We start from the raw sequence: 22,786 nt of genomic DNA on the forward strand, positions 1-22,786 counted from the left end.
TATTATTTCAAGTTCAACATCGAATACAAGCACGAACTCCGGTGACTGGGTGGTTTATATGATCGAGAGCAGTGACCACAGACTCTATACCGGCATCACCAATAATCTGCCCAAGCGCTGGAAGGCTCATACTGAAGGTAAAACCGGAGCCAAATTCTTTCGGGGCCGCAGTCCTTCGCAATTACTCTATGTCGAGACCAACCACGATCGCTCTTCTGCCAGCAAGCGCGAAGCCGCCATCAAGCAATTGAAGCGATCTGAAAAATTATTACTTGTGGCAGAACAACGCGATCAAGACTGGCATCAGGTTTATTCCCTGTGAAGCCACAAGTCTATCGATCGTTTATCGGCATTCCTGTCTGCGGCAAGGTCCATCAGGCACTCGATCAATGGCTAAACCTGCGCCAACAATTGTGCCAGAAGCATGACATCCCTCCCCCCATAAAAGAGCGGCAGATACCGGCTGAGAACCGGCACCTTACCCTGCATTTTCTTGGCGACTTAACCCACCAACAACGGCAAACATTGCATCTGAATTTGCAGCAACATGTGACAACACAGCAGGCGTTTGATCTGGAGCTAAACCAGCTCTGTCATTTCCCCGATGCAAAATCTCCGATACTGGCTGCCACATGTGAAACGACACCTGAGCTGAAGAAGCTTTATTCAGCTACTACTTATGCCATTCAGAAAGCGGGGTTAAGTAGGTTAATGGGCAGCAAAGCATATCGTCCCCATATCACGCTGATCAGGGCCAAAGGAAAAGCCCTACCGGACGAAAATACGCTATTGGAAACAATGGAAAAGTCCGGTATTTGCATGCCCTGCAATAAAGTCGTGCTCTATCAAAGTACAGTAACCTCAACGGGAAGCATTTATAACGAGATAAAGCACTATTGTTTAAAATCGAGACTTTGATCAGTTCTGATTACTTGCACGAGTCGGCTACAGGGCGCCACCTGGCATTGTGCAAACTTGAACCTGGCACAATCGAGTATGGGTGCCGGGGATAGGGGTTTTAGACCCTTACAGACAAGGATGTCTGTAAGGAGCCCCCATGGATGGGTTTACGGCGTGTCTACAACCCCTATCTCCGGTGGCCATACGGCATAAAATAAACTTAGGGATGACGAATCAACCAACACTGATGAATCCGTTTGTTACGCTGAAAATCCGGATCCAGTGTCTTGTGGGTAATGTCTTCAATTTGATAATCGGCCAAGGCGGTCTCATCCAGCTTGAAACTGCGCAGATTATTGGAAAACACCAGAGTGCCTCCGGGCAGCAGCAAATCCATGCAACGCTTGATCATGGCGACGTGATCGCGCTGAACGTCCAACACCCCTTCCATTCGCTTGGAATTGGAAAAGCTGGGCGGGTCGAGCATGATCACATCAAAACCTTCACGACACTCTTTGAGCCACGTCAGGCAATCACTCTGAACCAGACGGTGCTGGGTGGTGGCAATATTATTGGCCTGAAAATTCTTTTCCGCCCAGCGCAGGTAAGTCTTGGACATATCCACACTGACACTGCTGGCAGCGCCACCAAGAGCCGCATGCACGGTCGCTGTAGCGGTGTAACAGAACAGATTGAGAAAGCGTTTACCGCGCACCATCGAGCCAATCATTTTGCGCACCGGACGATGGTCGAGAAACAATCCCGTATCCAGGTATTCCCACAAATTCACCATTAAGGTGGCCGGCCCTTCTTTGACCGCTACCAGCGGATATTTCTGCTCGGCCTGACGCTCATACTGATCACGCCCACGGTTGCGGCGACGCTGTTTAAAACTGATCCGCTCTTCGTCCACCTCCAGGGCCTCGGGTACGGCTGCAACGATTTCGTCAAAGCGTCTGGCCGCTTTATCTTCATCAATGCTTTTGGGGGCCGCGTATTCCTGTACATGGACATAACCGCCATCGGCCGGATCACCATAGAGGTCGATGGCCGCGGCATACTCAGGCATATCGGCATCGTAGAGACGGTAGCAATGAATGTCTTCGCGCTTGACCCATTTCGCCAACTGTTTGCGATTCTTGCGCAGACGATTGGCCAGCATCTGACCACCTTCTGAGAGCTTGGGCTGCTGCTTGGGCTCTGGTGGTGGCGCATCCACAAACTGCTCACTGCGGACATCAATCAATAACAGTTCACTGGGCAAGGGGCCATTAAACAACTTGTACTTTTTACGGGCACGCAGCCCCATATGCTTGCCAAGCTCCGGATTGCCGGTAAACACAGCCGCCTGCCATCCCTCCAGCTCCTCGCGGCACTTGTCACCCAACAGCCGGTAGAGGGATTTCAATTCTTCCACCTCACCAAGGCGCTCACCGTAGGGCGGATTGGTGATCATCAAGCCCGGCTTGAGCACCTTATGGGTTGGCTTAACAAAGGCCTTCAGTGGCTTACAGGTAACCCGCACCAGATCATCAAAACCCGACTGGGTAATATTCGATTGCGCCGCCTGAATCACTCGTGGATCCTGATCGTATCCACGGATCTCGGGAATGTCGCGCGTTAGGCCATCGCGGTAACGCTGCAGGGCCTCATCACGCAGCTCCAACCAGATATCGTTGCGGTGATTAAGCCAGCGCTCAAAGCCGAACTCGGCGCGGTCCACCCCCGGAGCGCAATCAGTAGCCATCATCGCCGCTTCGACCAAAATGGTTCCCGAACCGCACATGGGGTCGATCAGGGCACCGCCCTGCTCTGCAATGTGAGGCCAGCCGGCACGCAGCAGTATGGCCGCGGCCAGATTTTCTTTTAAGGGTGCCGCACCCTGTCGGGTACGGTACCCTCGGCGATGCAAGCTGTCGCCACTGAGGTCAATGCTGATGACCACCTTACCGCGACTGAGTCGGGCATTGATCCGTAAATCCGGGTTGCGCTTGGCCACACTGGGGCGCTGCCCCCAGCTGTCGCGCATAAAGTCGACCACCGCATCCTTAACCCGCACAGCACCGAATTGGGTATTGCGAATAGCGCCACTGGTGCCAGTAAAATCCACCAGCAAAGTGCCCGTGGGGCTGAGGTGATCATCCCAATCGATACTTCGAGCGGCCTCATAGAGTGCGTCTGCCGAGTCGACCGGGAAACTGCCCAAAGGCAGAAATACCTTATTGGCAAGACGCGACCAGAGGCAGGCACGATAGGCGCCACGCTGATCTGTGGTGAAATAGACGCCAGCAACGGTTTCTCGAACCTCGGCAAATCCCAGCTGCTCCATCTCCGTTTTGAGCAAACCTTCCATGCCTTTGGGGCAGGTGGCGAAAAACTGCATCTCTTTCACAGATAACCTCAAGTTAATCAAATAGTTGGAGGGTATTATCCAAGTAAATTGTCCTCGATTATACCCTGCACATATAACATCACTGTCTTATATGCTTAATAATTCGTTCACAAACCGTTCCGGTTTTTGCTCTACTGAGCTTCCACTGCAGGCTTTACCCAAGTCTCAGAAGCTTAGACAACTGCCCAAAAAGCAAAAATAAAAAACCCATATTTTCGGCAATTAAAACAAGGAACTATCCAGTAACACCCTGACCAAAACCACACTTTCACCTAATAGCTACCCATACAACTTGTACAGCTATAATTACAGCAACCAAAGAGGTGCTCTATCTGATGAAACGGCAAAAACGCAATCAAATCGAACGCGCTTTCAGCAAAGGTTATCAAGTAGGTATTGAAGGTCGTTCAAGAAATCTTTGCCCACACGAAAATGCAACCATCCGACAGAACTGGATCAATGGCTGGCGAGAAGGCCGGGAAGACCATTGGAATGGCTTTAACCGGGCCGCTCAAGCGCAAAAGATGACCAACTTTTAGTAGAACAGAATTTTTCCCGGTTAATTTTAATCAACTGAATACATCGATGATCGGTCATCAGCCGATTTAGGGGGCGTCCAGCCCCCTTTTTATTGCCTGAGTTTTGTATCAGGGCTTTAACACTGGCTTTAATAGCCTCACTCAAGATAGCTACCCATTAATGTGCTGAAGTCTATCCGTTAATATGCTGAAGGCTCCTGGCCATATCCACAATCAAATCCGGGCCGTGATAGATAAAGCCGCTGTAGATCTGCACCAGGCTGGCTCCTGCGTCAATTTTTTCCAGTGCATCGGCACCAGAACAGATACCCCCCACACCAATGATGGGCAGCTTGCCCTGCAGATTTTCAGCGAGCAGCTTGATCATGGTGGTGGAGCGATCTTTCACCGGAGCACCACTGAGGCCGCCGGCCTCTCCCGCCAGCGGATGGCCTGCCACCTCTTCCCGTGAAATGGTGGTGTTGGTGGCAATCACACCATCGAGACCGGATTCCAGCAGGATTGTGCAAAATTCTGCGGCACCCTCGGCGTCCATATCCGGCGCAATTTTTACGGCAACCGGAACATAGCGTCCGGTTTTCTCATGCAGCTCGGTTTGCTTGGCCTTGATGGTGCCCAGCAGATTTTTCAAGCTGTCGCCAAACTGCAGGTCTCTCAACCCCGGCGTATTCGGAGAAGAGACGTTCACCGCAATGTAATCGGCATAGGGATAAACTGCGTCCATGCAAATCGCGTAGTCTTCGTCGGCACGCTCCACCGGAGTATCGAAGTTCTTTCCGATATTAATGCCCAGAACGCCATTAAAATTGCGTTTTTTAACCCGCTCAACCAGATGCTCAACACCCTTATTGTTGAAGCCCATCCGGTTAATGATGCCCTCGTGCTCTGGCAAGCGGAACAGCCGTGGCTTGGGGTTGCCGGGCTGGGGTCGAGGTGTGATGGTGCCGATTTCCACATGGCCAAAACCCAATTGGCCCAGCGCATTAAAGCAGTCACCGTTCTTATCAAGACCCGCGGCTAATCCGACCGGATTGGGAAACGTGAGTCCCATCACCTCAACCGGGTTATTCGGAATATTTTTGGCAAACGGCCCTACCAGCCCAAGTCGGCCAGCCGCCCCCATCATATCGATGGTCAGTTCGTGAGCGGTTTCAGGGTCCAGACAGAACAGGGCTTTACGAATCAATTTGTACATGGGCGTGGCCTTTTCATGAGCAGAAAATCGGGGCAAGGATACTGTAAAGGTATTCTTGAGTCGACTGAATAGGAGTCCAGATAGCGCCATAGGTTCAATCCTTCCCCATTTTCACGGCTCACTCACATAGATCGACGCCCATCACACTGACGGCTTACGCTTCTTAATCAATAATTTCTTTGTGGACATTTATAATATACGTATTTTCATATATTATATAAATCTTATATTAGGAGTATCTCTACATGGGACTATTTGAACGCTACCTGTCGGTATGGGTCACCCTCTGCATTGTTGTCGGAGTGGTTCTGGGCAATGTTTTCCCCGGCCTGTTCGAAACCATCGCCTCACTGGAATTTGCTCACGTCAATCTGGTGGTGGCAGTGCTTATCTGGGTAATGATTTACCCGATGATGGTTCAAATCGACTTTTCTTCCATTAAAGACGTGGGAAGAAAACCCAAGGGATTGATCCTGACACTGGTGATCAACTGGCTGGTTAAACCCTTCAGTATGGCCTTTATGGGGTGGCTATTTTTTAAAGTTTTGTTTGCCCCATTAGTCGATCCACAAACCGCCAACGAATACATTGCCGGCATGATTCTGCTAGGCGTAGCCCCCTGCACTGCCATGGTGTTTGTCTGGAGCCAGCTCACCAAAGGCGATCCCAATTACACCCTGGTGCAGGTGTCGGTCAACGACATCATCATGGTGTTTGCCTTTGCCCCCATTGCCGGTTTCCTGCTGGGCATCAGCGACATTCAGGTGCCGTGGGAAACCCTGTTGTGGTCCGTGGTGCTTTATGTGCTTTTGCCTTTGATAGCAGGCGCGATAACTCGCCACTACCTGCAGAACAATCACAGTGAAGTTCGTCTCCAGTCGTTTCTTGACAGTGCCAAACCCTGGTCGGTGGTGGGATTGCTGGGAACCGTGATTCTTTTGTTTGGCTTTCAGGCTCAAACCATCATCGCTCAACCGCAGACCATCGTTTTGATCGCCATTCCCTTGCTGATCCAAACCTATGGCATATTTGCAATTACCTATGGCGCGGCCAAGGCCATGAAACTGCCCCACAATATTGCCGCGCCTGCCAGCATGATTGGCACATCCAACTTCTTTGAACTGGCTGTCGCTGTGGCAATCTCTCTATTCGGACTTCACTCCGGCGCCGCTCTGGCGACGGTTGTCGGCGTACTGGTGGAAGTGCCGGTGATGCTCAGTCTGGTTCGTTTTGCCAACAAGACACGGCACTGGTTTCCGGAAGATAATCGATGATTGCTAGCCGTGACACCCTGCCCAAATAAAAAAGCCCCGCCATTGCATCAATGACGGGGCTTTTTATCAGATCAGGCCTTTTGATCAGACCCACTCTCTGCCATTAGCTGCTGATAGCCGTAACACTCGCTTTACTCTTGGCAGGCTGTTTCTTCGCCGCTGGTTTTTTAGCCGCAGGCTTTTTGGCTGCCGCTTTCTTGGCTCGACCAGTAGGCGACTTGCCTTTGACCTGCTGACCATGTTCTCGGGCCGCAGCCAGCAGCGCATCAAACTCTTCATTGATGCAGGTGCTGAAAAATGCCGGATCCGGCATCATGGCTCGACAACAGGTGACCGTAATCCACAGGGTACCATCGTAGCTGAAACCGGTAACATTCAATCCCGAACCGTCGAATGCCACAGAAACCGGCATAAACATCTGCATTTTGGCGCCCGCCAGATACAGAGGCACATTGGGTCCACGCACATTGGAAACAGTGACGTTACTGGTGTGACCAATGGTGTAGAACAGGGCCTTTTCCACCAGTGCGCCGGGCAATACGTTCAGCAACTGCGAGGGTAACTCGGCACCCACAGAACTGCTGACCTTTTTGGTGGCTTTGGACTTGGCACCCACACGCATCAGGCGTTGAATCGGATTTTCAACGTCGGTAGCCAGAGAGGTGATAGCCAGACCAATTTGATTACCCACATCCTGACCTTTACCGGTACGGGTACTGATAGGCATCATTGCTGACATGCTGGCCTCAGGCAGCTCACCTTTGGCATCCAGATAGCGGCGCATGGCACCACCGGCAACCGTCAGGAAGATATCGTTGATGGTTACCGCCTCAACGTTCTGACGGATTTCCTGACAGGCGTCGAGGGAGACACCGGTTGCATCCACCACCCGGTGTGGCGATACCCGCTGATTAAAACGGGTTTTGGGAATGCCATTTTTGGCATGCTCAGATTCGGTCGTGCTTTTCTCCTGGGCACCCAGCGAACGGGAAAGATATTGTTCCCCTGCTTCCAGAACTTTTGGACCATATTCTTTACCCAAGTCCACGGCCTTTCTACTGATGTTGACCGCCAGTTTGGATGCCGTTACCAGTTGATCGGCGCGATGGCCCACGGCGCGGGTTGCCAGCTCCAGAAAATTGGGCTCACGGTCGGTGATGATGGTGTGACCTTCCATGCCGGCGGATTCAAATTCTGCCTGCAGAGAGTGAATGGCTTCAATCAGTTCAGCCCCCATCTGCCCGTCAATGGCCGCGTGGTGAAACTTGATGTACAGGGCAAAACTGCCCGGGGCAATACCGGGAATATTATCCAGACGCTCAATGATGTAGGCCTCCCAAAGGGGCTTGGTCATATCCAGCGGACGCGAGTGAATTCGGGCAATCTGAATCATCAGCTGGCGCCAATCCCCCGGATGGGGCAGACCAATGTGGCGCACGTGGTACTCGATATCGATTTTCCCACCTTCAATCCAGTAAGGACGATCCATATAAAAAGGCGGCTTAACCAAACGACGGCTGAAAACTTTGGATTTGTGCAACCGACTGGTAAAGAAATCCAGCACTTGTTTGAATCGAACTTTACCGCCCGGCGCGGTGGAAGGATCGTAGATCCCCATGGCGGCAACGTGCATATACTGGTTGCGCTTTTCCTGATTAAGGAACAGGTTATCCATCCCGGATAATTGCTTCATGATAATTTTGCTCTCTATCTGTTGTTATAAATGACCTTCCCCGGTCTGACCATACTGTTGTGATTATTGTTGTGTGTACATAGCCGCCATTATACCTCCCAGGGGTAGATCTTAACAAATCTTAATGCGCCAAAATTTGATTCAGACACGAAAAAATTCTTGTACCCGATCTTTTTCCCACATGGTGTCCTGATACCCAAGATCAAACAATTTATCGATAAAGGGTTTTTCAAACAGCAAATAACTGCTGGTAGAAGAGCCTCCGCCACTGGCACTGCCACCGGTTGAGCGCATAAACACACGAATGGTTTTTGGCATATAGCGCACACAGCGACCGGCAATCCTGTCCACCGGTTTGGAAGGTGAAATAATCAGGGTTTCTACCGGCTTCAGTAAGCGACCGTTGTACTCTCGTTGGTCTTCCGGAATGCGCGCCAGCAATTCATTGATCCGCTCCAGATGCTCAATATCGCCTTCGAGACTGTCGATAAAGGCACTACTGAAGAGATGCCCGAACACCTGAGCAATAGAGGGTGAGTGACGGGCTGATACCAACCGCTTATTCCACTGCACCGGATTGCGGTTGTTACTGACACCGATCACAAACACCTTATCAGCCCCCATATGCAACGCCGGACTGATAGGTGCTACCTGACGCAATGCGCCATCGCCATAGTAATGCTCGCCAATTTTGCCAGCGGGGAAAATACCGGGAATGGCCGAAGAAGCCATCAGATGGTCCAGCGACAACTGCGCTTTTACACCCCGGCGACGATGGCGGTCCCACTCATTGATGGAGTCATTACCCTGAAAAAAACTGATCGACTCACCTGAGGTGTAATTCATGGCAGAAATACTGACGCCTTTGAGGTCACCGGCATCAATGCCCGTCTGCAATCGTTTGAAATCAATGTGCTCGGCCAGAAACTCCCGCAAAGGACTGTTATCGAGCAGCGCGATGGATTTCTTGCGGGCAACCCCCTGATTGAACAGGGATAGAAACAGACGCCCGGCCCCTGCCAATAATGAAGCGACATCGGTTCTGAAAACATGGCTGGTGTTGAGATCCTTCCAGAGCTTGTTGAGATCCTCCACCGCCTCGTAAAAATGTCCCGAATGGGTCGCAAGAGCCAGAGCATTGAGGGCCCCGGCCGAGGTACCACAGATAATTGGAAAGGGATTGTGGGTGGATTTGGGCAAAAGCTCATTGAGCGCGGTCAGTACTCCGACTTGGTAGGCGGCCCGGGCGCCACCACCGGATAGAATCAAAGCGTTGTTGGCCATAGCCGAATCAGTTGCTGCGTTTGCATCAACGTCTGCATCACGGGTATTGATAACGGCAACAGCCTCCTGCCTGATTGGGTATTATTTTTTCCTGTCGGATCATCTATGACCGATCATTCACAAATGTATCGTGAGACGATTGCGGCTTCAACAGCCTGAATCAATTAATGTCTCCCTGTTGCTGCCCCACTACCTGTTGAATCTGATTGCGAATCCACAAATTGGTCTGATCCTGTTCAGCGCTCTTGTGCCAATAGATGTTCCAGTCGATCGCCGCCAGCGAAAAAGGTAATTCCAGCACCTTCAGATTGTGCTGTTGCGCCAGCTTTTTCGGCACCGTCAGGACCATGTCGCTATTGAGTATCAATTGTGGGGCCACCTGAAAATGAGGCACCCGAACCTTGACCCGCCGCTGCCGTCCCAGGCGCTGCAGGGCGACATCTTCAAACCCGGCCCCGGTGCGTCGGCTGGAGACCTGCACATGATCAAATTTGAGGTACTGATCAAGAGTAATGGTTTCGCCAATATCCGGATGATCGGGTCTGACCGCGCAAATATAGCGTTCTTTCATCAGCGGTTGCATGCGGGTCTGAGGACCAAGCACCGTGGTGACATCCAAAGCCAGATCAATGGCCCCGGATGCCAACTCTTTCTCCAGCTGATCGCGGGCAATGTAATAACACTCCAGCCCCACATTGGGCGCCTGATCGTTAATCTGTGACAACAACTCCGGCAGCAACATGGATTGCGCCAGATCACTCATGCTCAGGCGAAATACCTTATTACTGCTTTTCGGATCAAACACCACGCCTTCGGTAACGCTGGCATCGAGCAGTTTCAGAGCCTCCTGAACCTGATCGATGATGTTTTCTGCCATCGGCGTGGGGCTTACCCCGCCTGGAGAACGCACAAACAACTTGTCATTGAGGCTCGAGCGCAAGCGATTAAGGGCGTTACTGACCGCTGGCTGGGACATAAACAGAACTTCCGCAGCCCGAGTCAGGTTACGCTGCTGATAGATGGCATCGAACACCAGAAACAGATTGAGATCGACCTTATTAAGTGACATGGATCATTTCCCCCTGAACGCCACCATTAAAGACATATTATTCATAAAACAAATAATACACCATCACAATAATAAATTTTTAAAATATCAGAAAGCTGCCTATGCTGATTCGATCAACCTAACAGCAAGGCGAGCAATCGGTAATGGCAGAGATTTATATGGTTCGGCACGGTCAGGCCTCTTTTGGTGCTGACAACTACGACCAACTCTCGCAACTGGGGCATCAACAGGCCCAATGGCTGGGCGAGTATTTCAACAGCCTCGGGCTGCAGTTCGATCACATCTATCAGGGTGACCTGGTGCGTCATACCGAAACCACAGCGGGCATTGCCAAAGGTCTGACAACCGAGTTCAGCCGGGTAAATGTCATGCCGGAGCTCAACGAATTCGACTTCAAGGCACTGGTCAATGTTTATCTGCAACAACACCCGGAACTGAGTCTGCCATCAAAGCCTTCCGTCAAAGAATTCTTCCACCTGCTCAAACAAGCCATGATCGACTGGTGTCACGGCACTCTGGTATCGGATCAGCTACCGGAAACCTGGAAGGGCTTTCACGACCGGGTGGCTCAGGCCTACAACCACATCCAGCAACATTGCAGCGGCAAGGTTCTGGTCGTCAGCTCCGGCGGCACCAACGCCCAATTTATTTCTCAGGTTTTGAGAACACCGGCGGAAACCGTGGTTGATCTCAACCTGCAATCGCGTAACACCGGCGTCAGCCATTTTTATTTCAATCAGCACGCTGTGCGTTTGACCAGCTTCAACACCACACCGCATCTGGACAGCGCCGAGCGACAGCAATACATCACTCACGGTTAAGTACCGTATTACTTATTTACACACTGTCAGTCATTCACAACAACAAGGTCAGAGACTATGGATTTCGAATACAGCGACAAGGTCAAAACACTGCTCGAACAGGTTAAAGCGTTTATGGACGAGCACGTCTACCCCAATGAAGATCGAATGCACGAGCAACTGCACGACGACCCATGGTCTACCCCGCCCCTGATGGAAGAGCTGAAAGCCAAAGCCAAGGCACAGGGCCTTTGGAATTTTTTCCTGCCAAAAGAATACGGCCACTACAGTGCCGGCCTGACCAATCTGGAATACGCCCCTCTGGCCGAAGAAATGGGTAAAGTCGGCTGGGCTTCCGAGGTCTTCAACTGTGCCGCTCCCGACACGGGCAATATGGAAGTGCTGGCCAAGTACGGCAATGAAGAACAGAAGAAGCAATGGCTTGAGCCCCTGCTGGAAGGCAAAATCCGCTCGGCCTTTGCCATGACCGAACCGGAAGTTGCCTCCTCTGACGCCACCAACATCGATACCCGCATCGAGCGCGATGGTGACGAGTACGTCATCAACGGCAGAAAGTTTTACATCTCTGGCGCCTGTCGCAAGCAGTGCGAAATCATGATCGTGATGGGCAAGACCGATCCGGACAATCCCAATCGCTACATTCAGCAATCCCAGATTCTGGTGCCAACCAATACACCCGGTGTCAAAGTGATTCGCCCAATGACCGTTATGGGTTATGACGACGCCCCGGAAGGTCACGCCGAGATTATTTTTGAAAACGTGCGCGTCCCCGCCAGCAACCTGATTCTGGGTGAGGGTCGCGGTTTTGAAATCGCTCAGGGTCGCCTTGGCCCAGGCCGTATTCACCACTGCATGCGCAGCATCGGTATTGCTCAGCGTGCCATGGAAGCCATGTGCCATCGCGCCAGTAATCGCATTGTGTTTGGTCAGCCAATGGCCAAGCAGCAATCGGTTCGTGAAGACATTGCCAAATCCGCCTGTGAGATTGAACAAGCGCGTCTGATGACTTTAAAAGCCGCTCAGAAGATGGACACCGACGGCAACAAAGCCGCGAAAGATCTGATTGCCATGATCAAGATCGTTGCCCCGAATATGGCACTGGCAGTGATTGATCGCGCCATTCAGATTCATGGTGCCATGGGACTGAGTCAGGATTCCTTCCTGCCACAGGCCTTTGCCTGGCAGCGCTGCCTGCGTCTGGCCGACGGCCCGGATCAGGTGCATATGATGCAGCTGGGTCGCGATCTGGCCAAGCGCTTCGCGGACTGATTAAGCGAGGAATTACCACCATGTCACAAGTTGATCAGTTGAATGAAACCGCTCTGGCTTCCTATCTGGAAGCCAATATCGACGGTTTCAAAGGCCCATTGACGGCCACCAAGTTCGCCGGTGGCCAGTCCAACCCGACCTTTAAAATTGAAGCGACTTCCGGCACCTATGTGCTGCGTCGCCAGCCTCCGGGCAAACTGCTGAAATCTGCCCATGCTGTGGATCGCGAATACCGCATCCTCAAGGCGTTGGCCGACACCGACGTGCCGGTCGCCAAGGTTTATCACCTGTGTGAAGACCGCGATGTACTGGGCTCCATGTTTTACGTCATGGAATTCTGTGACGGCAACATTCACTGGGATTCAGCACTGGCCGATGCCGACAGCAACGAACAGCGCGCTGCCATGTACGATGAAATGAACCGCGTCCTGGCCGCCATCCACTCAGTGGATTTGGAAAAAGCGGATCTGTTGGATTACGGCAAACCCGGCAATTATTTCCAGCGCCAGTTCGATCGCTGGTCCAAGCAATACAAAGCCGCCGAACTCGAGCCCATTGCCGAAATGGACCAGCTCACCGAATGGCTGGGAAGCAATCTGCCAGAGGATGATGGCAAGGTTTCCATCGCCCACGGCGACTACCGTCTGGACAACGTCATGTTCTCCAAGGACAACGGGAAAATCATTGCCGTACTGGATTGGGAGCTGTCCACTCTGGGGCACCCCTACTCCGATCTGGCCTACCAGTGCATGTGCCTGCGTTTGCCACCCAGTGAGGCGAAAAACACCATGTCCGGTCTGATGGGAGTTGATGCCGCCGCTCTGGGCATTCCTTCGGAAGAAGAATACGTAGCCGCTTACTGCAAACGCATGGGCATCGACAAAATTGATAACTGGAATTTTTATCTGGCCTTCAGTTTCTTCCGTCTGGCCGCCATTGCTCAGGGTGTCGCCAAACGCGCCGCCGACGGCAATGCCTCCAATAAATCAGCCGGCAGTATCGGCGCCATGGTCAAGCCCATGGCGCAAATGGCACTGGCTATCGCACTCAATAAACAATAAGTGCCGCGACCAATAATTTTGAAAGAGAGAAACACATGAGTACAACACTGTTTGATTTAACCGGCAAAGTGGCCCTGGTAACCGGCGCCAGTCGTGGCATCGGCGAAGAAATCGCCAAACTGTTTGGCGAGCAAGGCGCCCACGTCATTGTCTCCAGCCGCAAAATTGATGATTGCCAGAAAGTCGCCGACGAGATCGTCAGCAATGGCGGCAAGGCCGAGGCCATCGCCTGTCATATTGGCGACATGGATCAGATTCAAAACATCTTCAGCACCATCAAAGACAAGCACGGTAAGCTGGATATTCTGGTCAACAACGCCGCGGCCAACCCCTACTTCGGTCATATCCTCGATACCGATCTGGGCGCGTTCAATAAAACCGTGGACGTCAATATCCGTGGCTATTTCTTTATGTCTGTCGAAGCGGGCAAGATCATGCGCGAAAACGGCGGTGGCTCTATCGTCAACACGGCTTCGGTTAACGCCCTGAACCCGGGCCCCGGTCAGGGCATCTACTCCATCAGTAAGGCCGCCGTGGTAAATCTGACCAAAGCCATGGCCAAGGAATGCGCGCAGTTTGGCATTCGTTGCAACGCCCTGCTGCCCGGCTTGACCAAGACCAAGTTTGCCGGCGCCCTGTTTACCAACGACGACATTTACCAGCACGCCATTCAGAATATCCCCATGGGACGTCACGCCGAACCACAGGAAATGGCCGGCACCGTATTGTATCTGGCATCCGACGCCAGCTCCTACACCAATGGTGAGTGCATCGTAGTCGACGGTGGCATGACCATCTGATCAAGCCAGCCATCACTATCGGCTATTACCCACATCCCTGCGCAAGCGGGGATGTGTGGATTTAAACTCCAGAAATAACCAAGAACAGAGAGAGAATATGTCGCGCTTTAACGATCAAGTGGTCATGATTACCGGAGCCAGCGGTGGTCTCGGTCGCGAAGCCGCCCTAAGCTTTGGCAAAGCTGGCGCCAAACTGGTGCTGTCCGATGTCAACCAGCAGGCCCTGGCGGATCTGACCGAAGAACTGCAAGGTTTGAACATTTCTGTATTCAGCCAGACTTGCGATGTCACCAATCCCGAGCAAGTACAAAACTTCATCGACGCAGCCGTAGCCCACTATGGCAAGTTGGATGCCGCCATCAACAACGCCGGCATTGATCCCGCACACAACAAACTGGCTGACACACCGGTCGATGATTTTGATCGGGTGATGGACATTAACGTCAAGGGGGTCTTTCTGTGCATGAAGGCGCAAATTCCTCATATGCAGCAGCAAGGTGGCGGTAATATTGTTAATGTATCTTCCGTTGCCGGTGTCGGCGCCGCGCCGATGATGTCATCCTATGCCGCCAGCAAGCACGCCGTATTGGGGCTGACCCGGTCGGCTGCGGCCGAATATGGCAAGCACAATATTCGGGTCAATGCGGTTTGTCCCTACATCACCCGCACGCCAATGCTGGATCAAACCCTGGAACTGTTCCCCGAAAACGAACGCGAAGCGGTACTGAGAGACATCACCAAAAACACGGCCTTGAAACGCGCCGCAGAACCACACGAAGTCATCGAAGCCATGCTGTTTGCCTGTGACAAGAACAACAGCTTTATGACCGGACACACTCTGATGGTAGACGGCGGCTTTAGCGCCATTTGATTTTTACAAAGGACTAATTTTATGGATCCCTTACTCGATTTTACCGGCAAAGTTGTACTCATCACCGGTGCCGCCAGCGGCTTCGGAGCCCAGTTGGCTGAAGAATTTTCCAAGCGCGGTGCCAAGCTGGTACTGGGCGATATCAATGAGCCCGGTCTGGAAGCCGTTGCCTCCAATCTGCCCGGCGATGCCACCACCGTCCTGTGTGATGTTTCCCACGAGCGCGATTGCCAGGCCATGGTCGAAGCAGCCGTAGAAATCTATGGCCGATTGGACATTGCCATTAATAACGCCGGCGGCGGCCACCCCATGGGCTCTATCCATACCCTGACCGAAGACATTATGGATCAACAGTTTGCCCTCAACACCAAGGGTGTGATGTTTGGCATGAAGCACCAGATTGCGCAAATGTTGAAACAGGAAGACGGCACCATTTTGAATGTCAGCTCCATGGCGGGTCTGGGTGCGTCGCCTAAAATTGGCGCCTACGGTGCCGCCAAACACGCCGTAATTGGTTTAACCAAAACCGCAGCAGTGGAATACGCCAAGAAAGGCATCCGCGTTAACGCCGTCTGCCCGTTCTTCGCGCTGACGCCACTGGTTACCGACAGCGTGCTCGGCGAATCCCAGGACTTCCTGAAACAGGGAGCCCCCATGAAGCGCCTGGGCGAAACCGAGGAGATCACCAACCTGATGGTCATGCTCTGCTCACCGGGCAACAGCTATATGACCGGGCAGGCCATTGCCATTGATGGTGGTGTTTCCGCCCTGTAAGCAAATCAACAGAATCAGAGAGAAGCCAATGGACGTTATTGAAGCCATTCAAACCAGAATCTCGACTCGGGCGTTTACCGACGAGCAAATATCCAAAGAAGCCATTCAGGAAATTCTGGATATCGCCCGCTATTCACCCTCAAGCTCCAATCTGCAGCCCTGGAAAACCATTGTGGTCACCGGTGATGAGAAAAAAGCCATTACCGATTTGGCCCTGCAAACCCTGATGGCCAATCCGGCGGGTGAAGATGATGAGTACCCCATCTACCCCAAAGACTTGCCACAACAGTATCAGGAGCGTCGTGCCGGTGTCGGCAAGGCCATGTATGAGCTGATGGGCATCGAGCGCGATGATGCGGCGGCTCGACAAGGCTGGATGCTGGAAAACTTCAATTTTTACGGTGCTCCAGCTGCGATTTTCTTCACCATTGACCGGGTTCACGGCCGCAATCAATGGGCCTCACTGGGCATGTTTATGCAGACCGTTTGTCTGGTGGCCGAAGCCAAAGGTTACGGCACCTGCATGCAGGAAATCTGGGCCATGGTGCGCAAAACCCTGCACAGTCATCTGCAGTTAAGTGACAATGAAGTAATTTATGCCGGGATGGCGCTGGGCGTACCCGATAAAACCAAAGCGGTTAATACTCTGCGCACAGAGCGTGAATCCGTCGACGACTTTGCCACCTTTATCGGTTTTTAACGATATTGGTTTAGCAGAACGCCATTGACGATCCCGGAGGGGTGGACGAGATTATCGCCCACCCCTTTTTCGTTTCAGGGTAAACTGTGGGGCAAACACCACCTCACTCTGAATTCAGGTATCCCTTGTGCAACTTCACCCCATAGACAAAGCGGTTTATCAACACCGCCACAAGCGTGTAGTCATCGCCCTGATTGCCGCTCTGACAATTCTGTCACTGACTTTCTCAAGCTTACTTATTGCGTTCTATGGCAGCCCGGAAGACGGCAGCAACACCGCGCTCAATGCCGCTGGGGTCTTGCTGGCTGTTGCCGTGCTGCTGGTTCTGGGCAGCAAACTCAAACACAAGCCCTACTTCGCCGAGGTCCTCTATGTCTGGCAACTGAAACAGGAACTCAATCAGATCAATCGACGCATCAGCAAAATCAAAGTGGCAGCAGAGCAAGGCGACAGCAATGCCATGGTCATTCTCAATTATTGCTATAAAGCCTCCGAGCAGCTGTGGCAGCTGGAAAACAATACGCTGGTTATGGAAGAACTCCATAAATGGATGGCCGATCTGGAGCTGTGGCAAAAAAAGTACAATGTGCAACCCTCTCTGGAAGATTATCAACGTGAACTGCTAAGTCGCTATTGAAACAAGACTCTGGATGACAACCCTGACAATTCTGCCCGGAAGTATTATGCGCAAAGGCTTTTGATAGGTCATACTGTAGCCGTGAGGGTTTATATGATATTGGCTAGATTACGCCATAAGGTACTGCGCAGTTCATGGACGACCGCTTGAAAAGCATCCAACTATTTTCGGGGCTATTGCTATACCTGCTTGCCTGTACAGTCAGGGCAGATGCCCTTAATGTTTCAGTGGAATACCAGAGTGCCGTTGGCTACTACGCCAAAGTGTTACCAGAAACCCATCAGACACTCACCGCAAACGACATCCTCGAGCATGATCAAGCCGGTGAACTGAATCGCTATTACTATCAGGCTTTTTTCGGAAAGTTATCCTCTCCTCCCCTCTGGGCATTGTTTCAGATTGATAACGACACAACGGTTAATGTCACTCGGCGATTCAATGTCAAAAATGCCTGGATCGATGAAATCGATATTTATCTGTTCCAAGACGGCGCTCAAATCCGAGCCATCCATACCGGTGATCGCTACCCGTTTCAGCAACGACCTCTGCAGCAACGCTTCTTTGCCTTTGATCACGATTTCACGCCAGGTCGCACCACGGTGATCATGCGTCTGGCAACGCCGGATGCGTTTATTGCCCCTGTGTACTTTTCCACTCCGACCACCGACAACCAACAGCAAGTCCTTGCCGGTTACGGTCACGGTTTGATATACGGCGTGGTCGGCGCACTGTTGATCTACAACCTGATTCTCGGGATCAGTCTGAAAAGCCGAAAATATCTGTTTTACTCCTGTTATATGGCTGCCTTTCTGGCCATGAACCTGACCTATACGGGCCATAGCTACCCACTGTTCTGGCCTGAATCCCCAGCGATTCAGGGCTTTTCGATTCCAGTGCTGATGACAGTACACGTGATATTCGGGCTCACCTTCGCTTCGAGTTTTCTGGCGATATCCCAGCACCTGCCCAAATTGCACTGGGCGATCAGCAGAGGCTGCTGGTTTATGGCCGCCAGCCATTTATTGGCCGTAGTGCTGGACGATCAGAGTCTGGCGATCAATCTGGCCTTTATCTACATGCTGATTTGCACTCTGGGGATGATTGCCATCGGCTTTATTTCGTTGCGCATGGGTGAACGAACCGCGGCTTATTTCCTGCCGGCCTGTATTCTAGGCGCAGGGGGGGCTGCCATTACCTGCATCACGGTTATGGGGGTAATTCCATTCAACCCCTATACTTATGCCGCAGTCGATGTAGGCATGACACTGGAGGCCATTCTGTTTGCCGTGGCACTGGCCAAGCAAATGAACCAGTTCAAGGAAGAGAAACTGCAGGCAGAAAAAATGGCCCGCATGGATCCTTTAACCGGGATCGATAACAGGCGCGGTTTCTTCGAACAATTGACCCCGATCTGGAACGGCATTCTCAGAAACAATCATGCGGCATCGGTGATAATAATAGACATCGACCATTTTAAATCCATCAACGACAATTATGGCCATCATCATGGTGACGCCGTTCTGATCAAGGTTTCCAACGAGCTTCGCAAACTCACTCGTAACAGCAACCTGTTATCACGCTGGGGCGGTGAGGAATTTATTGTTTTTTTACCGGAGACCGACCTGAACAAAGCGCTTCAGGCTGCAGAACGATATCGACAGGCCATTGAAGCACTGGACATCAATATTGAGGGCAGCAAACTGTTTCTCTCAATCAGCTTGGGAGTTGCCGAAAAGCAATCTTTTGAAAGCTCCATTGATGACCTCATAGTGAGCGCAGACAACAGGCTCCTCAAGGCGAAAGAACTGGGCAGAAATTGTATTTATGCAGGCTCAGAAGTCGAAACGTCAAAGCCCGCATAGCCACTTGTCCTGATTACCACATCAGATCATCGGGAATCTGGTAATCCGCGTAAGGATCGTCTTCATCAATATCGGCAGTCTCCTGCCTCGAAATCACACATTCCTGATCGCGCTGACTGATTTTATCGGCCACCGCCGCCGGCACCAGTTCATAATCCGGCTCTTGCTGACCCACATGAACCAACTTAACAATGGCCAATTGGCCTCTTTCCAGCTGCTTCTGAATGATTCCAGTAACGTGAATCTTTTTGATCGATTTGCCATCGGTAAAGTTGTACCCCAACAGATCCGCACCGGAGCCTTTCTCAATCCGATTCATGCTGATCAGCTGTCTTATCTGGGCCTGAATGGCTTTCTTTTCCTGCTCCGCTTTGCGTTCTTCATTTAACTGACGGTCACGTGCCGCTTTATCTTCACGGGCTTTTGCCGCAGCGGCCTTGGTTTCATCCACAACCACCTGTTTGGATTTCTTCTGCACCTTCTGGGCTTTACGCTTGTCTTTACTGGCCTTTTTGGCCTTCTTGGCATCCACCAGCCCGGCTTGCAGTAACTGATCCTGTAATGAACTCATAACATCAATTCCGACTTAATAAACTTTAAAATTTTTAATAAACCTTGATACCGAACGACAACAGCTTGCGAGCTAAAACCTCATCCAGATTGGCAAGATCATCATCCTCCAGCTCAATCAGATTCAGATTGTGGCTACGATATAGATCGAGCTTTGCCAACTTATCGGACAACTGCGCAGGGCTGCTACTGCCACCCCAGTATTCAATAAACACTCTGGCTGATGGCAGGTAAAAATCGCTGCAATGATTGCTGTTTTCAACAGGCAATGGTCTGTCACAGGCATGAGCAAGACCATTGATGTACAGCCAATTATCAATCAGTGTGTACGCCTTGGTATTCGAGCGATGGCCATCCAGACACTGACCACCATCGCGATCATCTTCACCATCAATTTCACCTTCGCCTTCCGACAGGGAAAGTGCCCTGATTCGAGCCATTAAAGCTTTATGTCCGGACAACTCGGCAGGCCAAATGACATAAAGCGCACCGCTCTTTTCATGCTGTACCGGCTGACCACCCAACGCTTTACCGGCGTCAGTCAACTCCCAGCCATTGATGTGCTTTTCCATCCAACCCAACTCCGCCAACACCTGATTCACCAGCCGGCCACTAACACCAAACGGTTTACCCAACGCTGTGGCTGTCACGGGTTTGTCTTGCAGTTCCTGCAACATCGGGTGTTTTAAAACGTCCTCAGGCCAGACGATGTAGGTACCAAACTTATCGGATGTAAAATACTCCCCACCTTCAAACTCGCCCTTGGCCGTCAGCAACCATTTGGAAGCATTCTCACCTTTGGGCTGGTCATTGCGTTTAATCCAGCGGGCACCAGACAACAACTCAAACATATCGCGGCTGTCGAGACCTGCACGTTTGGCTATTTGAGTTGTTGAGATCTTTTTATTTTCCATTGCCTAGTCGCTGCTCTTTATAGTTTGGTCTTGATAGTTGGCTGATTGTTACAGAGCAGCGCTATAACCCTTACAGAACCGTCAACAGCATGGATGCTGTTGTCGAGCGTACAGGGATGTATTCACCGCGTGTTCTGTAAGGGTTATAGCGCTGTGACCATCCCTAGTTCAAATGTTCTTTTAGCTGACTGATCTGATCACGAATTCTGGCGGCTTCTTCAAACTCCAAATCCTTGGCCGCCTGGAACATTTTTTCTTCCAGCTGTTTAACCTGCTGCCAGACATCACCACCGGACAGATCCACATCGTAATCGCCCTTCCTCTCGGCCACTTTCTTGTTACGGCCCTTGGCGCCCGGCACGTAAGTACCTTCCAGAATGTCCGTGACATTCTTCTCGATGCCCTTGGGCGTAATGCCGTGCTCCTCATTAAAGGCCATTTGCTTGGCGCGACGTCTTTCGGTTTCATCAATGGAGCGCCGCATGGAGCCGGTGATTTTGTCCGCGTATAAGATCGCCTTGCCATTGACGTTACGCGCGGCACGGCCAATGGTCTGAATCAAAGAGCGGTCTGAACGCAAGAAGCCTTCCTTATCGGCATCCATAATCGCCACCAAAGCCACCTCCGGCATATCCAGACCTTCGCGCAACAGGTTGATCCCCACCAGCACATCAAATTCACCGATGCGCAGGTCGCGAATAATCTCCACCCGCTCGACAGTATCGATATCCGAATGCAGATACCGCACTCGCACACCGTGCTCCTGCAAATAATCGGTCAGATCCTCGGCCATGCGCTTGGTCAGAACCGTGATCAAGACGCGGTCGCCACGCTCAACCGATTGATTGATTTCCGACAGAGCATCATCCACCTGCGTGGTTGCCGGGCGAACCTCTACGATCGGATCGACCAGACCGGTTGGCCGCACCACCTGCTCTACCACCTGGCCGGCATGTTCACCCTCGTAGGGACCGGGGGTGGCGGAGACAAAAATGGTTTGCGGTGCCAGACGCTCCCATTCATCAAACCGCATCGGGCGATTATCCAACGCCGACGGCAGGCGGAATCCATACTCCACCAGAGTTTCTTTTCGGGAGCGATCGCCCTTGTACATGCCCCCGATTTGCGGCACGCCCACATGGGACTCATCGATCACCAGCAAGGCATCGCTGGGCAGATAATCAAACAGTGTCGGCGGCGGTTCGCCCGGTGCGCGCCCGGACAAATAGCGGGAATAGTTTTCAATGCCGGTGCAGTAACCCAGCTCCTGCATCATCTCCACATCGTATTTGACGCGCTGTTCCAGCCGCTGGGCTTCCACCAGTTTTTCATTGTCGCGCAACTGTTGCAGCCGATCTTTTAATTCGTCCTTGATGTTATCAATGGCATCGAGAATGGTCTGGCGCGGGGTCACATAGTGGGATTTGGGGTACACCGTGTAGCGCTGTAATTTCTGTATGGCCTCACCGGTCAGGGGATCAAACAGGGTCAACTGCTCCACTTCGTCATCAAACAACTCAACCCGCAAAGCCTCCCGATCAGAGTCTGCCGGAAAGATATCGATCACATCGCCACGCACCCGGTAGGTGGCCCGCTGAAACGCTACGTCGTTACGGGTGTATTGCAGTTCCGCCAAGCGGCGCAAAATCTGACGCTGGTCAATTTGGTCGCCACGCACCAGATGCAACACCATCTTCAGATAGGAGTCCGGATCACCCAGACCGTAGATGGCCGATACGGTAGCGACAATAATGGCATCCTTGCGCTCCATCAGCGCTTTGGTCGCCGACAGCCGCATTTGCTCAATGTGCTCGTTAACCGAGGCATCCTTCTCGATAAAGGTATCCGATGCCGGCACATAGGCTTCCGGCTGATAGTAATCGTAATAGGAGACAAAGTACTCAACCGCGTTATTGGGAAAAAACTCCTTGAACTCCCCATAGAGTTGAGCAGCCAGAGTTTTATTGGGCGCCATAATCATGGTCGGTCGTTGCACCTGGGCAATGACGTTGGCCACGGTGAAAGTCTTACCGGAACCGGTAACCCCCAACAGCGTCTGATGCGCCAAACCGGCTTCAATACCCTCAACCAATCCTTTGATGGCTGTGGGTTGATCACCAGCAGGCTGGAATTTGCTCTCGACAGAAAAAGGTTTACTCAT

The 22,786-nt window shown here is 51.9% G+C and carries 21 protein-coding genes; 13 read left to right on the forward strand and 8 right to left on the reverse strand.

Annotated elements, in window-relative coordinates; genetic code table 11:
• The first annotated feature begins 58 nt into the window (after positions 1–58).
• Together ACPXV9_RS04965 and thpR are read left to right on the forward strand one after the other, a co-directional pair.
• Positions 59–322, forward strand: coding sequence for a GIY-YIG nuclease family protein (locus ACPXV9_RS04965; RefSeq protein ID WP_423895121.1), 264 nt, complete (start codon positions 59–61; stop codon positions 320–322).
• A complete protein-coding gene (thpR, locus tag ACPXV9_RS04970; RefSeq protein WP_423895123.1) occupies positions 319–918 on the forward strand; it encodes an RNA 2',3'-cyclic phosphodiesterase in 600 nt (199 codons plus the stop codon). The genes ACPXV9_RS04965 and thpR overlap by 4 nt, the downstream gene beginning before the upstream one ends.
• Positions 919–1,120: 202 nt before the next feature.
• Here thpR and rlmKL read toward each other — a convergent pair whose 3' ends face one another.
• Positions 1,121–3,283, reverse strand: coding sequence for a bifunctional 23S rRNA (guanine(2069)-N(7))-methyltransferase RlmK/23S rRNA (guanine(2445)-N(2))-methyltransferase RlmL (gene rlmKL / locus ACPXV9_RS04975; protein WP_423895699.1), 2,163 nt, complete (start codon positions 3,281–3,283; stop codon positions 1,121–1,123).
• A gap of 344 nt (positions 3,284–3,627) precedes the next feature.
• Here rlmKL and rmf point away from each other — a divergent pair, with 344 nt between their 5' ends.
• Positions 3,628–3,831 carry a ribosome modulation factor gene (rmf, locus tag ACPXV9_RS04980; RefSeq protein ID WP_423895125.1) on the forward strand — a complete coding sequence of 68 codons (204 nt, stop codon included), beginning with the start codon at positions 3,628–3,630 and terminating at the stop codon, positions 3,829–3,831.
• 172 nt (positions 3,832–4,003) lie between these two features.
• Here rmf and ACPXV9_RS04985 read toward each other — a convergent pair whose 3' ends face one another.
• Positions 4,004–5,026: a quinone-dependent dihydroorotate dehydrogenase gene (locus ACPXV9_RS04985; RefSeq protein WP_423895127.1), complete on the reverse strand. Its 1,023-nt coding sequence runs from the start codon at positions 5,024–5,026 to the stop codon at positions 4,004–4,006.
• Between the two features lie 245 nt (positions 5,027–5,271).
• Between ACPXV9_RS04985 and arsB the strand changes: the two genes are divergently transcribed.
• Positions 5,272–6,300: an ACR3 family arsenite efflux transporter gene (gene arsB, locus ACPXV9_RS04990; protein ID WP_423895128.1), complete on the forward strand. Its 1,029-nt coding sequence runs from the start codon at positions 5,272–5,274 to the stop codon at positions 6,298–6,300.
• 103 nt (positions 6,301–6,403) lie between these two features.
• Here the strand turns inward: arsB and ACPXV9_RS04995 are convergent, their stop codons facing one another.
• The 3 genes from ACPXV9_RS04995 to ACPXV9_RS05005 all read right to left on the reverse strand — a co-directional run bounded on the left by ACPXV9_RS04995 (position 6,404) and on the right by ACPXV9_RS05005 (position 10,346).
• On the reverse strand, positions 6,404–7,993 hold the full coding sequence (locus tag ACPXV9_RS04995; RefSeq protein ID WP_423895130.1) for a wax ester/triacylglycerol synthase family O-acyltransferase: 1,590 nt from the start codon (positions 7,991–7,993) through the stop codon (positions 6,404–6,406).
• 141 nt (positions 7,994–8,134) lie between these two features.
• The gene (locus tag ACPXV9_RS05000; RefSeq protein WP_423895132.1) at positions 8,135–9,277 is read right to left on the reverse strand and encodes a patatin-like phospholipase family protein; all 1,143 of its coding nucleotides are present in this window, start codon (positions 9,275–9,277) and stop codon (positions 8,135–8,137) included.
• A gap of 160 nt (positions 9,278–9,437) precedes the next feature.
• A complete protein-coding gene (locus tag ACPXV9_RS05005; protein WP_423895133.1) occupies positions 9,438–10,346 on the reverse strand; it encodes a LysR family transcriptional regulator in 909 nt (302 codons plus the stop codon).
• A 143-nt stretch (positions 10,347–10,489) separates the two neighbouring features.
• On the opposite strand from ACPXV9_RS05005, the gene ACPXV9_RS05010 reads away from it, so the two are divergent.
• The 9 genes from ACPXV9_RS05010 to ACPXV9_RS05050 all read left to right on the forward strand — a co-directional run bounded on the left by ACPXV9_RS05010 (position 10,490) and on the right by ACPXV9_RS05050 (position 19,141).
• Positions 10,490–11,167, forward strand: coding sequence for a histidine phosphatase family protein (locus tag ACPXV9_RS05010; protein WP_423895134.1), 678 nt, complete (start codon positions 10,490–10,492; stop codon positions 11,165–11,167).
• A gap of 57 nt (positions 11,168–11,224) precedes the next feature.
• Positions 11,225–12,436 (forward strand): acyl-CoA dehydrogenase family protein, encoded by a 1,212-nt coding sequence (locus ACPXV9_RS05015; protein ID WP_423895135.1) that lies wholly within the window; start codon positions 11,225–11,227, stop codon positions 12,434–12,436.
• A 20-nt stretch (positions 12,437–12,456) separates the two neighbouring features.
• Positions 12,457–13,497 (forward strand): phosphotransferase family protein, encoded by a 1,041-nt coding sequence (locus ACPXV9_RS05020; protein ID WP_423895137.1) that lies wholly within the window; start codon positions 12,457–12,459, stop codon positions 13,495–13,497.
• A gap of 35 nt (positions 13,498–13,532) precedes the next feature.
• Positions 13,533–14,297 (forward strand): SDR family oxidoreductase, encoded by a 765-nt coding sequence (locus ACPXV9_RS05025; RefSeq protein WP_423895139.1) that lies wholly within the window; start codon positions 13,533–13,535, stop codon positions 14,295–14,297.
• A 97-nt stretch (positions 14,298–14,394) separates the two neighbouring features.
• Entirely contained in the window at positions 14,395–15,168 is a 774-nt protein-coding gene (locus ACPXV9_RS05030; RefSeq protein WP_423895141.1) for an SDR family NAD(P)-dependent oxidoreductase, read from the forward strand.
• 21 nt (positions 15,169–15,189) lie between these two features.
• Positions 15,190–15,942, forward strand: a complete 753-nt coding sequence (locus tag ACPXV9_RS05035) for an SDR family NAD(P)-dependent oxidoreductase (protein WP_423895143.1) — start codon at positions 15,190–15,192, stop codon at positions 15,940–15,942.
• Between the two features lie 28 nt (positions 15,943–15,970).
• Complete coding sequence (locus ACPXV9_RS05040; protein ID WP_423895145.1) at positions 15,971–16,642, forward strand: nitroreductase; 672 nt, start codon at positions 15,971–15,973, stop codon at positions 16,640–16,642.
• A gap of 127 nt (positions 16,643–16,769) precedes the next feature.
• Positions 16,770–17,279: a DUF3087 family protein gene (locus ACPXV9_RS05045; RefSeq protein WP_423895147.1), complete on the forward strand. Its 510-nt coding sequence runs from the start codon at positions 16,770–16,772 to the stop codon at positions 17,277–17,279.
• Positions 17,280–17,413: 134 nt separating this feature from the next.
• The gene (locus tag ACPXV9_RS05050) at positions 17,414–19,141 is read left to right on the forward strand and encodes a sensor domain-containing diguanylate cyclase (protein WP_423895149.1); all 1,728 of its coding nucleotides are present in this window, start codon (positions 17,414–17,416) and stop codon (positions 19,139–19,141) included.
• Between the two features lie 13 nt (positions 19,142–19,154).
• Here ACPXV9_RS05050 and ACPXV9_RS05055 read toward each other — a convergent pair whose 3' ends face one another.
• From ACPXV9_RS05055 to uvrB, 3 genes are all read right to left on the reverse strand, one after another.
• On the reverse strand, positions 19,155–19,712 hold the full coding sequence (locus ACPXV9_RS05055) for a DUF2058 domain-containing protein (protein WP_423895151.1): 558 nt from the start codon (positions 19,710–19,712) through the stop codon (positions 19,155–19,157).
• A 34-nt stretch (positions 19,713–19,746) separates the two neighbouring features.
• A complete protein-coding gene (locus ACPXV9_RS05060) occupies positions 19,747–20,625 on the reverse strand; it encodes a hypothetical protein (RefSeq protein WP_423895153.1) in 879 nt (292 codons plus the stop codon).
• A gap of 163 nt (positions 20,626–20,788) precedes the next feature.
• Complete coding sequence (uvrB, locus tag ACPXV9_RS05065) at positions 20,789–22,786, reverse strand: excinuclease ABC subunit UvrB (RefSeq protein ID WP_423895155.1); 1,998 nt, start codon at positions 22,784–22,786, stop codon at positions 20,789–20,791.

This window comes from Candidatus Pelagadaptatus aseana (genome assembly GCF_040362265.1).
Classification (GTDB): domain Bacteria; phylum Pseudomonadota; class Gammaproteobacteria; order Pseudomonadales; family Cellvibrionaceae; genus Pelagadaptatus; species Pelagadaptatus aseana.